Source organism: Caulobacter sp. NIBR1757 (assembly GCF_027912495.1).
Classification (GTDB): domain Bacteria; phylum Pseudomonadota; class Alphaproteobacteria; order Caulobacterales; family Caulobacteraceae; genus Caulobacter.
In genome coordinates this window covers 631,273-645,523 of sequence record NZ_CP115463.1, presented here as the reverse complement: position 1 = coordinate 645,523, position 14,251 = coordinate 631,273, and the positions used below count along the sequence as shown (strand labels likewise).

Here is a 14,251-nt window from a genome sequence, read left to right as displayed (position 1 = left end):
GCTCAGGCCACGCCGTGACCTACGCCCGGGCCTACGCCCGCGCGGCCCCGGCCCACGCGCAAACCCACGCCCGCCTGGCTTTTCGCCGCCCCGCCGGTCCCCCGGAAAGTCGCCGCCTGTTTTTGTAGCCCGAGGTATAATGGTCAGCCGCTTCGATAGCCGGTCAGCCCAGGCACTGGCGCTCCCGCGCCGCCCACGCTACCAGCCCGCCCCATGATCCGCCTCGACAACATCACCAAGCAGAACGGCCACCAGCTCCTCTTCATCGAAGCCTCGATGGGCGTGCTGAAGGGCGAGAAGGTCGGCCTCGTCGGTCCCAACGGCGCCGGCAAGACCACCCTGTTTCGCATGATCACCGGCCAGGAAGCGCCCGACGACGGCCTGGTCGTCATCGATCCCGGCATGACCATCGGCTATTTCAGCCAGGACGTCGGCGAGATGTCGGGCCAGACCGCCGTCGCCGCGGTGATGGACGGCGTCGGCCCGGTCAGCGCCCTGGCCGCCGAGATGGCCGAGCTTGAGGCCGCCATGGTCGATCCGGACCAGGCCGACCGGCTGGACGCCGTCATGGACCGCTATGGCGAGGTGCAGGAGCGCTTCCAGGCGCTGGACGGCTATGCGATCGAGGCCCGGGCCCGCGAGGTTCTGGCGGGCCTCAGCTTCAGCCAGGAGCGGATGGACGGCGACGTCGGCCTGCTGTCCGGCGGCTGGAAGATGCGCGTGGCCCTGGCCCGCATCCTGTTGATGCGGCCCGACGCCATGCTGCTGGACGAACCCAGCAACCACCTCGACCTGGAAAGCCTGATCTGGCTGGAAGCCTTCCTGAAGGGCTACGACGGCGCCCTGTTGATGACCTCGCACGACCGCGCCTTCATGAACCGCATCATCGGCAAGGTGGTGGAGATCGACGCCGGCCAACTGATCACCTACTCGGGCGACCTCGACTTCTACGACAGCCAGCGGGCCCTCGGCGAGGCCCAGCGCCAGGCCCAGTACGAGCGCCAGCAGGCCATGCTGGCCAAGGAAATCAAGTTCATCGAGAAGTTCAAGGCCCGCGCCAGCCACGCCGCCCAGGTGCAGAGCCGGGTCAAGAAGCTGGACAAGATCGAGCGCGTCGAGGCCCCCCGCCGCCGCCAGTCGGTGCAGTTCGAATTCCGCAGCCCGCCGCGCTCGGGCGACGACGTCATCAGCCTCAAGGGCGTGCACAAGGGCTATGGCGCCCAGCCCATCTACCAGGACCTCGACTTCCTGGTCCGCCGCAAGGAGCGCTGGTGCGTGCTCGGCGCCAACGGGGCCGGCAAGTCGACCCTGCTGAAGCTGGTGGCCGGGGCCACGACGCCGGACAAGGGCGTGGTCAACATCGGGGCCGGAGTGCGGATGGGCTATTTCGCCCAGCATTCGATGGATCTGCTGGACGGCGAGGAGACCATCTTCGAATCCCTCGACCGCGCCTTCCCCCAGGCCGGTCAGGGCGCCCTGCGCACCCTGGCCGGCTGTTTCGGCTTCTCCGGCGACGATGTGGAGAAGCCCTGCCGCGTGCTGTCGGGCGGCGAGAAGGCGCGGCTGGTCATGGCCATGATGCTGTTTGATCCGCCCAACCTGCTGGTCCTCGACGAGCCGACCAACCACCTGGACATGGTCACCAAGGAGATGCTGGTCGCCGCCCTGGCCGACTTCGAGGGCACCATGCTGTTCGTCAGCCACGACCGCCGCTTCCTGGCCGGCCTGTCGAACCGGGTGCTGGAGCTGACCCCCGAGGGCATCCACCAGTACGGCGGCGGCTATACCGAATACGTCGCCCGCACCGGCCAGGAAGCGCCCGGCCTGCACCCGGGCGGCTAGAACAGGGTCGGGGGTCTGGCTTTGGCGGGGCGCGGCGCGATGTCCTGCCCCCGCCGCCGCAGCTCCGTCCCGGCGCTGAACCGCACGTCGAGGTCGCGCTCGCCGGCCAGCTGGCGCAGCGCCTCGTCGGACAGGTCCGACCAGGGCCGCCCGCGATCGGCGCCTTTCGGCACCCGCGGCAGCAGCCCCGGCTCGGCGCTCCAGGCCAGCAGTTGCTCGGCCGGCACGATGTTCAGCATGTCCCGCAGGTGATGGGCGGTGACATAGGCGTCGGGCATGGCGCGGTGGGCCGGCAGGCCGGTGGCGTGGTCGAGGCCTTCGGGCCTCCGCTGGTAGCGCAGCATCTGGTTGGAGAAGCTCTGCAGGTCCGGCCACAGCCGCAGGGCGCACTTCCAGGTGCAGATCCAGGCCGCGCCGCCGCTCAGGGCCGGGGTGCAGAACCGCTGCTCGAAGGCGGCGCGGTGGGCGGCCAGGGCCAGGACGCCGCCCGGCGGGCGCAGCACCGGCGGGGCCGCGTCCTTCCAGAACGGGGCGCCGGCGACCTCCGCGTCCTGGATGTGGTGGATGGCCATGGTGGCGGCGCTGATCGGCCGGCCCGGGTTGACGAAGGCGGCGCCGCGCTCGGCGGTCACCGCCCAGCGGCCGTCGTCCCCCTGGACCACGTCCTGCCAGCCGATCTCGCAGACGTCGGTGGCCAGGGCGCCGGCAGTCTCCAGATCGATGACGCGGATGCGGGCGGAGGGCATGGTTGGACGATAACGCTCAGGCGAAGGCCGGGTATCGCGACAGGCGGAAGAAGGGCTCGATCTCGAACCCCGGATCGGTCGCCAGCCGGGCCAGCCGCTCGCCGATGGCCGGGGCGAACTTGGCGCCGTGGCCCGAGCAGGCCGAACCGACGACCAGGCGGCTGCCCGGCCAGCGGTCGATGATGAACTCCTCGCCGGCGTCCTCCGCCGAGGGCCGGGTGTTGGTGTAGAGGCAGACGTCGCGCTCGGTGATCGGCCCGGCGGCGCCGGGAATGAGCTCGGTGAGGAAGCGGCTGACCTGGGCCAGTTCGGCGTCGCTGGCCGGCGGCTCCCAGGCGTCGGCGTCGACCACTGGGCCGTGGTTGTGCGGCGCCGCCTTGACGCCCCGGCCCTCGAAGTCCGGAAAGCCGTAGACGGTGTCGTCCCGGCCGCGCTCGATGATGAAGATCGGAAAGGCTCCCAATGCCGTGCTCTTTGGTCTCGTCGGGGCGAACCAGCCGACGCTCTGGCGGGTCACCGTCAGGACCGGGGCCAGGGCGGGCAGGAAACGGTCCATCCACGGCCCGGCCGCCAGGATGACCCGCTCGGCCCGCCAGCTGTCCTCCGCCGTCCGCACCAGAACGTGGTCGCCGCCGGGCTCCAGCCCGGTGACCGCGACGGTGCGGATGCGGCCCTCGGCCCGGCCCCGCGCCCGCAGCGCCTCCAGCGCCACCTGCGTCAACAGGATGGCGCCGCCGTCCTGGACGACCGCGTCCCAGTCGTCCGGCAGGGCGAAGGCCGGGAACCGGGCGTTGACCTGCGCCCCGCTCAGTAGGGGCGTATCCCGGCCGTGGTCCAGCGCCGCCTGGCGCGATTGGCGCACCGTCTCCGATCCCGGCGGCCCGGCCTCCAGGATCGGACAGGGGATCAGCAGCTGGCGGCCGCTTTCCACCGCCAGCCGGTCCCAGCCGTACAGGGCCTCGTCGCTGAGGGCCGTATAGTGGGGGTTTTCGAAGTTGAACCGGCGGAACACCCGGCAGGAACCATGCGACGAGCCCCGGCTCGACCCCGGCTCCAGCGGGTCGAAGCCGACCGCGTCGACCCCGGCCCGCAGCAGCGCGTCCAGGGCGGCGGCGCCCATCAGACCCAAGCCGATCACCGCGACCTCGCATCTGCGCAAGACCGTCCTCCCTCTCGTCCCACTTCACCCGCCGGATTGACCTGCTAAACCATACCCATGGCCCTGTCCGACAATAGCTACGATCCGCTGATTCCCGTCCCCCAGGCCCGCCGGGTGTTCGGGACTCTGGACGCCTTTTCCCTGTGGTTCAGCCTCGGCATCGGCCTGCTGGTGCTGCAGGCCGGGGCCTTCCTGGTGCCGGGGCTCAGCCTGCCGGCGGCGCTGGGGGCCATTGTCGTCGGCTCGTTGCTGGGTGTGCTGCTGCTGGCGGCGGCCGGTCTGGTCGGGGCCGAGACGGGACTGTCGGCCATGGGCTCGCTGCGGCCGGCCCTGGGCGCGAAGGGCGCCATCGTCCCGACCGTGCTCAACGTGGTCGGCCTGGTCGGTTGGGGCGCGTTCGAGATCGTCGCCATGCGCGACGCCGCCGACGCCCTGGCCCGCCAGACCTTCGGGGTCTCCAACGCCGTGGTCTGGACCCTGCTGTTCGGGGCCCTGGCGACGGGGCTGGCGGTGCTGGGGCCGGTGTCGTTCGTGCGGCGGTTCCTGCGGGCCTGGGGCCTGTGGCTGCTGCTGGCCGGGGCCGGCTGGCTGACCTGGCGGCTGCTGGCCGACTACGACCTGGCCGCCCTGATGGCCCGGCCCGGGACCGGCGAGACCAGCTTCGCCGCCGGGGTCGACCTGGTCGTGGCCATGCCGCTGTCATGGCTGCCGCTGATCGCCGACTACACCCGCTTCGGCCGCACGCCGGGGGCCATGTTCCGGGGCAGCGGCCTCGGCTACCTGCTAGCCAACATCTGGTTCATGGGGCTGGGCGCCGCCTATGCCCTGGCGTCCGGCGGCGGCGAGGGCATGCTGCTGGCGGCCCTGGCCGCGACCGGCGGCGGCGTCGCCCTGCTGCTGATCATCATCGACGAGACCGACAACACCTTCGCCGACATCCACTCGGCCGCCGTCTCCACCGCCACGGTGGTCAAGGCCCGCCCCGCCCGGCTGGCCATCGGCTTCGGGCTGCTGTGCACGGCCATCGCCCTGTTCGCCCCGCTGGCCCGCTACGAGCACTTCCTGCTGCTCATCGGCTCGGTATTCGCGCCGCTGTTCGGCGTGCTGCTGGCCGACCATTTCGTGGTCCGGCCCTGGCGAGCGGCGCCGGACGCCGCCACGCCCGGCCTGAACCTCGCCGGCCTCGCCGCCTGGCTGGTCGGCATCGCCGCCTACCAGCTGTTCAGCCGCCTGCTGCCCGAGGTCGGCGCCACCCTGCCGGCCTTCGTCATCGCCGCCGTCGCCTATGTCATCCTGCGCCTGCCGGTGATGCGCCCTGCGCGGGGCTAGGGTTTGCGCGTGAAGACGATCTCGGCGCCGTTCTGGCGCAGGGTGACCTGGGCCGGGGCCGGCCCGGCCGGGAACGCCAGCGAGGCGGGGACCTCAACGACCTCGAAGGTCTCGCCCGAGACCGGCCGCAGGGTGAACGGCGGCTGGCCGGTCAGCTGGACCGTCAGGCTCTCGCCGGCCAGGACGATCTTCATCTCCACCGCGCCCAGCCCATAGGTCCCGGTCACCCGCTCCAGCGCCGCTTTGGGCAGCACCACGGCGACGGCCGCCTCGGGCAGCGCCTCGGCGGTGCGGGCCCCGACGATGCCGGGGTCCTCGCCCTGGGCGAAGAAGCGCATGCCGCTGATCGCCCCCTTGGCGTCACGCTCCAGCTTCAGCCGGTTGAAGCCGTCGGCGTAGAGGAAGTCGTCCTTGCCGATGGGGGTCAGGATGCTGGGCTGGCCGCCGGAACGCTGGGCGGTCAGCTTGCCGTCGACCACACGCAGGGTGCGAGTCGTCTTCTCGTCGAAGCGGTAGACCCCCTCTGCCGCCTTGAGGGTGGCGGCATCGACCGGCACGGCCTTGAGGTCGGGATAGGGATTGCCCAGCGCCGCCGCCGCCAGCCGCGACGCCACACTGGCGGCGCTGGGACCCTCGTCGGTGTTCTGCAGAACCACCACGGTGATGTCGGAGTCCGGCAGGTAGCTCAGTTGCGAGGCGAAGCCGAAGATGCCGCCGCTGTGGCCCACCATCGGGACGCCGCGCACCTTGCCCGGGCCGATGCCGAAGCCGTAGGACGCCGGAACCGCCGGCCCTTCCGGCGTGATCATCCGGCGATAGGTTTCGGCCTTCAGCACCCGGCCCTCATGCAGGGCCCGGTTCCATTTGAGCAGATCGTCGACGGTCGAGACCAGGGCCCCGGCGGCATGCGGCTGGGTCATGCTGAGGGTGCGCATCGGCACGACCTTGCCGCCGTCCTCGGTGTAGCCGCCGGCCTGGCGGGCGATGAGCGCGGGATCGCCGCCGTAGCCGGTGTTGCTCATGCCCAGCGGCTTGAAGAAGACCTTGTCCAGGTAGTCGTACCAGGCCATGCCGCTGGCCGCCTCGATCACCGCCCCGACCAGGACGTAGCCCGAGTTGTTGTAGGCCCACTTTTCGCCGGGGGCGAAATCGACCGGCTGGTCCTTGAAGACCGCGATCATCTGGGCGGTGGTCAGGTCCTTGCGGATCTCGCTGACCATATAGCCGGGCATGCCGGTGTAGCTCTTGATGCCGGAGGTATGGTTCAGCAGCATCAGGACGGTGATCTTGTCGCCGTTCGGATAGCCCGAAACATACTTCGACAGCGGATCGTCCAGCTTCACCTTGCCGTCCTCGACCAGCTTCAACAGCCCGGCGGCGGCGAACTGCTTGGTCACCGAGCCGATGCGGAACAGCTGGTCGGGCGACAGGGCCTTGCCGCGAGCGATATCGGACTTGCCTACGGCTCCGCGGAACAGCACCTGATCGCCCCGCGCCACCAGCACGGCCGCGCCGGGACCCTGGTCACCGTAGGTGCTTTCCAGCAGTCCCCTGGCGTAGCGGGCGACATCGGCGGACGCCGGCGCGGCGGCGGGGGTCTGGGCCAGCGCCAGGCTCGGCGCCAACGGACTGAGGGCGAGGGCAAGGGCCAGCGCGACGGCGGTCGGCTTGATCATCCGGGCATCCCGATGGTGAACAAAACAGGTTGCCGGGACTGTGGCGCAGAATGTCCCGGCTTCCTCATGTCAAATTGGCAATGTCAGACGACGGGCCGGATCGGCCGGGTCCCGTCCCATTCGGCGGCCTTGCGCCGGATGTGTTCGAAGAAGGCGCCCTTGCCGCCGCTGATGTCACTGATCTCCACCACCGTGCCCGGATGCGCCCCAGGCAAGCTGTCGGTGTCGAAGTAGGCGAACCGCCCCTGCTCGCCGCCGATCTGGCCCTCGTGCCCGACCCGGTAGCCGAGGCCGAGCGCCTTGTCATAGAGCGCCTGGTAGTCGCGGCTCCAGTAGCTCATGTGCTGCAGCCCCTCATGGCCGGCGCCCAGGAATTCGCGATACATCGACGGCGCGTCGTTGAGCTGCTGGATCAGCTCGATCTGCAGATCGCCGCTGTTGGCCAGCGCAATGCTCATCTTCACGTCCGACGGCTGGCCGCGATGCAGAAACCAGTCGGTCTTCACCTCCTCGATGAAGAACCACGGCCCGACGCCCAGCACCTTCACCCAGTGATCCATGGCCGCATGGATGTCGCGCACCACATAGCCGTTCTGGCAGACCGCCCCGAAAATCCGACTCATCGCTGTTCTCCCGCCCCCTATCAGACCCCCATTTCGAGGTCTTGTGAAACGCTGTTCGAAGCCCTTCGATGGCGGCAACAGAACAAGGGAGCACGCCATGGCCGACGGATCGATCACCGCCAAACCTCACTCGGTTTACGATATCCCGCTCGACAAGCTCGACCCGGCCCAACCCGCCCTGTTCCAGTCCGACACCGTGCTGCCGATCTTCGAGCGCCTGCGAGCCGAGGACCCCGTGCACTACTGCGCCGAGAGCGAGCACGGCCCCTATTGGTCGATCACCCGCTACGACGACATCATGGCCGTCGATACCAACCACCAGGCCTTCAGCTCCGACTTCATGAAGGGCGGCATCACCATCGCCGGCGGCAGCTCCAACATCGAGCCGCTGCCGATGTTCATCGCCATGGACCCGCCGCGCCACGACGTGCAGCGCAAGGCGGTCAGCCCGGCAGTCTCGCCGTCCAACCTGCAAACCATGGCGCCGGTCATCCGCGAACGGGCCGCCGCCATCCTCGACGGCCTGCCGATCGGCGAGGAGTTCGACTGGGTCGATCTCGTCTCCAAGGAACTGACGGCCATGACCCTGGCCACCCTGTTCGACGCCCCGCAGGAGGATCGCCGCAAGCTGACCCACTGGTCGGACGTGGTCACCGCCATCCCGACGCCGGGCGGCCTGGTCGAGACCCTGGAAGAGAAGCTCGAGATCTTCGTCGAGTACCAGGCCTATTTCGCCAACCTCTGGAACCAGAAGGTCAACGCCCCGCCGGCCGCCGACATGATCTCCATGCTGGCCCACCACCCGGCGACGCGGGACATGGCCCCGCGCGAGTTCTTCGGCAACGTCGTGCTGCTGACCGTCGGCGGCAACGACACCACCCGCAACACCATCTCCGGCTCGATCCTGGCCCTGAACCAGAATCCCGATCAGTACGCCAGGCTGCGCGCCAACCCGGAGCTGATCCCGTCGATGGTTTCCGAGACCATCCGCTGGCAGACGCCCCTGGCCCACATGCGCCGCACCTGCGTGATCGACACCGAGGTCGGCGGCAAGCTGATCCGCGAGGGCGACAAGGTGGTCATGTGGTACCTGTCGGGCAACCGCGACGACAGCGTCATCGAGCGGCCGAACGACTACATCATCGACCGCGAGCGGCCGCGCCAGCACATCTCCTTCGGCTTCGGCATCCACCGCTGCGTCGGCAACCGCCTGGCCGAGCTGCAGCTGACCATCATCTGGGAGGAGATCCTCAAGCGCTTCCCGGAAGTCCGCCTGGTGGCCCAGCCCAAGCGCAGCTACTCGACCTTCGTGCGCGGCTACGAAACCATGCCGGTGATCATCCCGGCGCGGACCTAGTCCGGCCGGGCGATCAGCCACGCGGCGCCGGCCGACAGCCGGGCCATGACGTCGGCCGGCCGCTGTCCGGCCGGGTAGGAGGCGATGATCGCCGCCATGCCACGGCCCAGCGCCCACAGGGCATGGGCGGCGTCCTCGCGGCGGTGAGCCGGAATACGCTCGTCGCGCAGGACGGCGGCCTTGTAGGCCTCGAACATCCGGTACTCGGCCTGGCGCAGTTCCGAATGGCGAGACAGCAATCGCTCGCCCAGCATCAGCGAGAACAGCTCCGGCCGCGCCTCGACAAAGCCGAAGAAGGCCCGGGCCCCGCCCTGCATGGGCGAGAGGAATTCGGGCCGCTCCTGAAACTCGAGGATATCCCGCCGCAGATCCTCCAGCCCCATCAGGGCCAGGCTGACCAACAGCGCCTCCTTGTTCTCGAAGTAGTGGTAGATCGAGGCCAGCCCGATCCCCGCCATCTCGGCGATGGCCCGCAGGTTCAGCGCCTCCACCCCCTGTTCGGCCAGGATCGCCGCCGCCGCGTCGAGCGCCTTGCCGCGAATGCCGGCGGCGTCCTGCAGGGAAGTCTTGGCCTTCACGGTCATCGGCGCATCTAGCGCCGAAGGGCCGCCTGCATCAACGCCGAGCGCCATTCGCCATTGACAACCTAAGCGGAATTACCTCCTTATGCGACCTTAGGACGAGTAACGCCCTAAGCGCCCGGCCCATCGGCCAGGGCGCCCCGCGTCCCTTGTTGTCGTCCCCGTGTCCCTGTTCCGATTGATGCCGACCTCCGCGGTCTCCCGCAGGGGGAACGATGGCTGACGTCTGGACCGCGTCCCCGGACGGCCTGTCGAAATCTGGAGCCAAGGATGATGAAGACTACCTCCATTCGGGCGCGCGGCCTCTGCATCGCCGTGGCGGCGGCTCTGGCTGCCCTGTCAGCCGCGCCGGTCATGGCGCAAGGCGCGAAGGACCCTCCCAGGGACGCCGTCCCGGCGGACGTTCGCCCCCTTCCCCGGCCGGCCGTGGCGCCGGTCGTCAAGCTCAAGGCCGCCGAGCTGGCCAGGCGCCAGACCTGGCAGAAGTCGATGGACCGGCTGCAGGTCCCGCGAAAAGGCTGTTTCAAGTCGGCCTATCCGAAGGTGGCCTGGACGGAGGTCGCCTGCACGACCCCGCCCAACCTGCCTTTCCCGCCGGCCCGCGGCCCGCGACCCCAGGTCATCGGCGGCAGCAACGACTTCGCCGCCGAGGTCACCGGCCTGATGAACGGCGCCACCGGCTCCTATGACAGCGTCACCGGCGTGACCAGCGAGACTGGCCAGGTGGGCGGCATGGGCCCGCAGGTGGCCAACGCCTATTCGCTGCAACTCAACACCCGGCCCTTCACCTCGCCGGTCTGCGCCGCCTCGCCCAACCCCGGATGCCAGGGCTGGCAGCAGTTCCTCTATTCCAGCGGCTACGGAACCTTCATCCAGTACTGGCTGCTGCGCTACAACACCGCCTGCCCGGCGGGCTGGACAACCTTCCAGTTCTCCGGTGACCCCGACATCTACTGCTATCGCAACAGCACCGGTGTTTCGATGGCGACCCAGCCCATCGCCAACCTGTCGGGCCTGCGCCTGACCGGCACGGCGACCGCCGGCGGCAACGACACGGTGGTGATGACCACCTCGGGCGGCGATTCCACGGTCACCGCCGTCGACAGCGTCCTGGGCCTGGCCAGCGGCTGGCGGGCCGTCGAGTTCATCCTGGTCGGCGACTGCTGCGGAGCCCAGGCCAACTTCAACGCCGGGTCCAGCCTGGCGGTGCGCACCACGGTGCACAACGGCACGACCAACGCCCCGACCTGCGTCCTGGAAGGCTACACCGGCGAGACCAACAACCTCGACCTGGTCGACACCCCGGCCATCGCCATCGGCCCTTCGCCGGCCATCGTCTCCAACCAGAGCAACAGTCCCGGCGGCGCCGCCTCCTGCGCCGCGGCGGCCGGTGTCGGCGACACCCATCTGACGACCTTCCGGGGCCTGATGTACGACTTCCAGGCCAGCGGCGACTTCCTGCTGGCCGAAACCGATCGCCACTTCGCCGTCCAGGTGCGGCAGGTGTCGGGCGCGCCGACCTGGCCCAATGCCTCGGTGAACAAGGCGGTCGGCATTCGGGACGGCAAGACGACGGTCTCCATCTGCCTGGGCGAACGCCCCCTGAAGATCGACGGACGTCCTGTGGCGCTGGCCCAGGGCCAGGTCATGCAGCTTGCCAGCGGCGGCGACATCGTGCGCTACGGCAATGTCTACCGCATCCGCGGGGCCGGCGGCGACTCGGTCCGGGTCGAGGTCAACGCCGGCTGGATCAACGTCAAGGTCGGCCTCGGCCGCTGGCCGAGCAAGGTGCGGGGCCTGCTGGCCGACGCGCCCGGCAAGGTGGGCGCCGTCGCGGCCCGGGACGGCCAGGTGATGTCCGCGCCCTTCGACTTCGCGACCCTCTATGGCCACTACGGCGACAGCTGGCGCGTCGCCCGTGAGGATGCGCTGTGCGACTGTGACGGCGGCCGCATCGAGAGTGGCGATCCTGAAAAGCCGTTCCAGGTTCGCGACCTGCCGCCGGCCCTCGCCAAGCGCGCCCGTCTGGTCTGCATCCAGGCCGGGGTCAAGGCGCCGGCCCTGCTGGAAGCCTGCACGCTCGACGTCGCGGTGCTGGGCGACAAGGCGGCGGCCGAGGTGTTCGTCGGCGGCCGCGCGCCCACCGCCGTGGCCACCATCGTGCGTCGCCGAAAGGACTGACGCCCGGGGGTCGGGGCGGCGGGTGACCGTCGCCCCGATCGTCGACTTTGCTTTGTCGGGATAGATGAGGAACTCTGGCGGGGACTGAGCGTATTGTCTTTCGGGACGGGTGCGTCGCCACGGGGGCCACATCATTTCCGGCTACACGACCACTTCCGGCCTGGACCCTTATCGGCTGTTGATCGACAGCATCACCGACTACGCCATCTGCATGCTCGACCCCGAGGGCCGGGTGGTGAGCTGGAATCCCGGCGCCCAGCGTTTCAAGGGCTACCTGGCCGACGAGATCGTCGGCCAGCATTTCTCGCGCTTCTATACGCAAGAAGACCAGGCCCAGGACGCCCCCGCCCGCGCCCTCGCCACGGCCCTGCGCGAAGGCCGGTTCGAAAGTGAGGGCTGGCGGGTGCGCCGCGATGGCGGTCGCTTCTGGGCCCATGTGATCATCGATCCGATCCTGGCGCGCGGCGGCGGCGTGATCGGCTTCGCCAAGGTCACCCGCGACCTGACCGAACGCAAAGCCGCCGCCGAGCAACTGCGCCAGAGCGAGGAACAGTTCCGGCTGCTGGTCCAGGGCGTCACCGACTACGCCATCTACATGCTCGACACCGAGGGACAGGTCAGCAGCTGGAACCCCGGCGCGGAACGCATCAAGCAGTACCGGCCGGACGAGGTCATCGGCAGTCACTTCTCGCGGTTCTATACGCCGGAAGACCAGGCCGCCGGCCGACCGGCCACAGCCCTGGGCACGGCCCGGGAAGTCGGTCGCTTCGAGGCCGAAGGCTGGCGTGTGCGCAAGGATTCCAGCCGCTTCCTGGCCCATGTGATCATCGACGCCATCAAGGACGACGATGGCAGGGTCATCGGCTTCGCCAAGATCACCCGCGACATAACCGAGCGGGTGGAGAGTCAGAAGGCCCTGGCTGAAGCCCGCGAAAGCCTGCTGCAGAGCCAGAAGCTGGATGCCATCGGCCAGCTGACCGGCGGCATCGCTCACGACTTCAACAACCTCTTGATGGCCGTGCTCGGCAGCCTGGAAATGCTGCGCAAGCGCATGCCCGACGACCCGCGCGCCCTGGCCTTGCTGAACAACGCCGTCCATGGGGCCGAGCGCGGCGCGGCCCTGACCCAGCGCATGCTGTCCTTCGCCCGCAAGCAGGAGCTCAGCCTCGAGGCGGTCGACGTCGCCGGGCTGGTGCGCGGCATGGCCGACCTGATGCAGCGGTCGGTCGGGCCGATGATCCACCTCACCCTGCGCTTTGCCCCGGACCTGCCGCCGGTGCGCACCGACGCCAACCAGCTGGAGACGGCGCTGCTCAACCTGGTGGTCAACGCCCGCGACGCCATGCCCGGCGGCGGCGAGATCGTCATTGAGGCCAGCGAGGTCCATCTCGCCGCCGCCCCGGGCCTGGAGGCCGGCGACTACGTCCGCCTCAGCGTCATAGACACCGGCGAGGGCATGGACGAGGAAACCCTGTCGCGGGCCCGCGAGCCCTTCTACACCACCAAGGGGGTCGGCAAGGGCACCGGCCTTGGCCTGTCGATGGCCCATGGTCTGGCCGAGCAATCGGGCGGCCGCCTCGACATCACCAGCCGCCTCGGCGAGGGCGTCCGCGTCGATGTCCTGCTCCCCCGCAGCCGCGAGCCTGTCCGGTCAGCGACATCCCCCACCGTCACCGAGCCGGCCGCCGCCCGGCCCTTGCGGGTGCTGGCGGTGGACGACGACGGCCTGGTGCTGCTCAACACCGCCGCCATGCTCGAGGACATGGGCCATAGGGTGACGTCGGCCGGCTCGGCCTCGGAGGCACTGCGGGCCTTGGCCGAGCAGCCCTTCGATGTGGTGATCACCGACTACGCCATGCCACGCCGCACGGGTCTGGAGCTCAGCGGCGATATCGCCGCGCGCTGGCCGGACCTGCCGGTGATCCTGGCCAGCGGCTATGCCGAACTGCCGCCCGGCGCCAACCGCACCCTGACCCGCCTGGCCAAGCCCTACACCCAGGCCGAACTGGCCCGGGCGCTGTGCGAGGTGATCAGCGCGGCCGCTCAGGCCACAAGCCGATAGCCGGCTTCACGGCCGGGCCTAGTCCTTGGGTTCGGCGACGATGCGAAGGTAAGGCTTGAGCGTCTTCCAGCCCGCCGGATACTTCGCCGCCGCCTGCTCGTCGGTCACCGCCGGCGGGATGATGACATCCTCGCCCGGCCGCCAGTTGACCGGCGTCGCCACCGTATGGCGGGCGTTGAGCTGGATGGAATCGAGCAGCCGCAGCACCTCGTCGAAGTTCCGACCCGAGGTCATCGGATAGATCAGCATGGCCTTGATCTTCTTGTCCGGGCCGATGATGAACACCGCCCGCACCGTGGCGTTGTCGGCCGCCGTGCGCCCCTCAGAGGTCGTCCCGGCCCCCTCGGGCAGCATGTCGTAGAGGGTGGCGACGTTCAGGTCGGTGTCGCCGATCATCGGGAAATTGACCGCGTGGCCCTGGGTCTCCTCGATATCGGCGGCCCAGCGGCCGTGGTTCTCGACCGGATCAATGCTGAGCCCGATGATCTTGGTGTTGCGCTTGTCGAACTCCGGCTTCAGCCCGGCCATGTAGCCCAGCTCGGTCGTGCAGACCGGGGTGAAGTCCTTGGGGTGCGAGAACAGGATGGCCCAGGAATCGCCGATCCAGTCATGAAAGTTGATCGGCCCCTGCGTCGTCTGGGCGGTGAAGTTCGGCGCTTCGGAATTGATCCTGAGGGACATCGGCTCGGTCTCCA

At 69.5% G+C, this 14,251-nt stretch carries 11 protein-coding genes; 5 read left to right on the top strand and 6 right to left on the bottom strand.

The window, feature by feature from the left end; genetic code table 11:
- The first annotated feature begins 213 nt into the window (after positions 1-213).
- Complete coding sequence (locus O5I81_RS03040; RefSeq protein ID WP_271067468.1) at positions 214-1,842, top strand: ABC-F family ATP-binding cassette domain-containing protein; 1,629 nt, start codon at positions 214-216, stop codon at positions 1,840-1,842.
- Here the strand turns inward: O5I81_RS03040 and O5I81_RS03035 are convergent.
- A complete protein-coding gene (locus O5I81_RS03035) occupies positions 1,839-2,588 on the bottom strand; it encodes a DNA polymerase III subunit epsilon (RefSeq protein WP_271067467.1) in 750 nt (249 codons plus the stop codon). The two genes, O5I81_RS03040 and O5I81_RS03035, sit on opposite strands and share 4 nt — an antisense overlap.
- 16 nt (positions 2,589-2,604) lie before the next feature.
- The gene (gene solA, locus O5I81_RS03030; RefSeq protein ID WP_271067466.1) at positions 2,605-3,747 is read right to left on the bottom strand and encodes an N-methyl-L-tryptophan oxidase; all 1,143 of its coding nucleotides are present in this window, start codon (positions 3,745-3,747) and stop codon (positions 2,605-2,607) included.
- A gap of 57 nt (positions 3,748-3,804) precedes the next feature.
- Here solA and cytX point away from each other — a divergent pair, with 57 nt between their 5' ends.
- Positions 3,805-5,076, top strand: a complete 1,272-nt coding sequence (gene cytX, locus O5I81_RS03025) for a putative hydroxymethylpyrimidine transporter CytX (RefSeq protein WP_271067465.1) — start codon at positions 3,805-3,807, stop codon at positions 5,074-5,076.
- On the opposite strand, the gene O5I81_RS03020 is transcribed toward cytX, so the two are convergent.
- Complete coding sequence (locus tag O5I81_RS03020) at positions 5,073-6,752, bottom strand: serine hydrolase domain-containing protein (RefSeq protein WP_271067464.1); 1,680 nt, start codon at positions 6,750-6,752, stop codon at positions 5,073-5,075. The genes cytX and O5I81_RS03020 overlap by 4 nt on opposite strands.
- Before the next feature lie 83 nt (positions 6,753-6,835).
- Positions 6,836-7,375, bottom strand: coding sequence for a VOC family protein (locus O5I81_RS03015; protein ID WP_271067463.1), 540 nt, complete (start codon positions 7,373-7,375; stop codon positions 6,836-6,838).
- Positions 7,376-7,472: 97 nt separating this feature from the next.
- On the opposite strand from O5I81_RS03015, the gene O5I81_RS03010 reads away from it, so the two are divergent.
- On the top strand, positions 7,473-8,732 hold the full coding sequence (locus O5I81_RS03010; protein ID WP_271067462.1) for a cytochrome P450: 1,260 nt from the start codon (positions 7,473-7,475) through the stop codon (positions 8,730-8,732).
- Here O5I81_RS03010 and O5I81_RS03005 read toward each other — a convergent pair.
- Positions 8,729-9,316: a TetR/AcrR family transcriptional regulator gene (locus O5I81_RS03005; RefSeq protein WP_271067461.1), complete on the bottom strand. Its 588-nt coding sequence runs from the start codon at positions 9,314-9,316 to the stop codon at positions 8,729-8,731. The genes O5I81_RS03010 and O5I81_RS03005 overlap by 4 nt on opposite strands.
- Positions 9,317-9,583: 267 nt before the next feature.
- Here O5I81_RS03005 and O5I81_RS03000 point away from each other — a divergent pair, with 267 nt between their 5' ends.
- Both O5I81_RS03000 and O5I81_RS02995 read left to right on the top strand, forming a co-directional pair.
- Positions 9,584-11,494: a VWD domain-containing protein gene (locus tag O5I81_RS03000; protein WP_271067460.1), complete on the top strand. Its 1,911-nt coding sequence runs from the start codon at positions 9,584-9,586 to the stop codon at positions 11,492-11,494.
- Between the two features lie 109 nt (positions 11,495-11,603).
- Entirely contained in the window at positions 11,604-13,556 is a 1,953-nt protein-coding gene (locus tag O5I81_RS02995) for a PAS domain-containing sensor histidine kinase (RefSeq protein WP_271067459.1), read from the top strand.
- 18 nt (positions 13,557-13,574) lie between these two features.
- Here O5I81_RS02995 and O5I81_RS02990 read toward each other — a convergent pair whose 3' ends face one another.
- Complete coding sequence (locus tag O5I81_RS02990; RefSeq protein ID WP_271067458.1) at positions 13,575-14,237, bottom strand: peroxiredoxin; 663 nt, start codon at positions 14,235-14,237, stop codon at positions 13,575-13,577.
- Between the last annotated feature and the right edge of the window lie 14 nt (positions 14,238-14,251).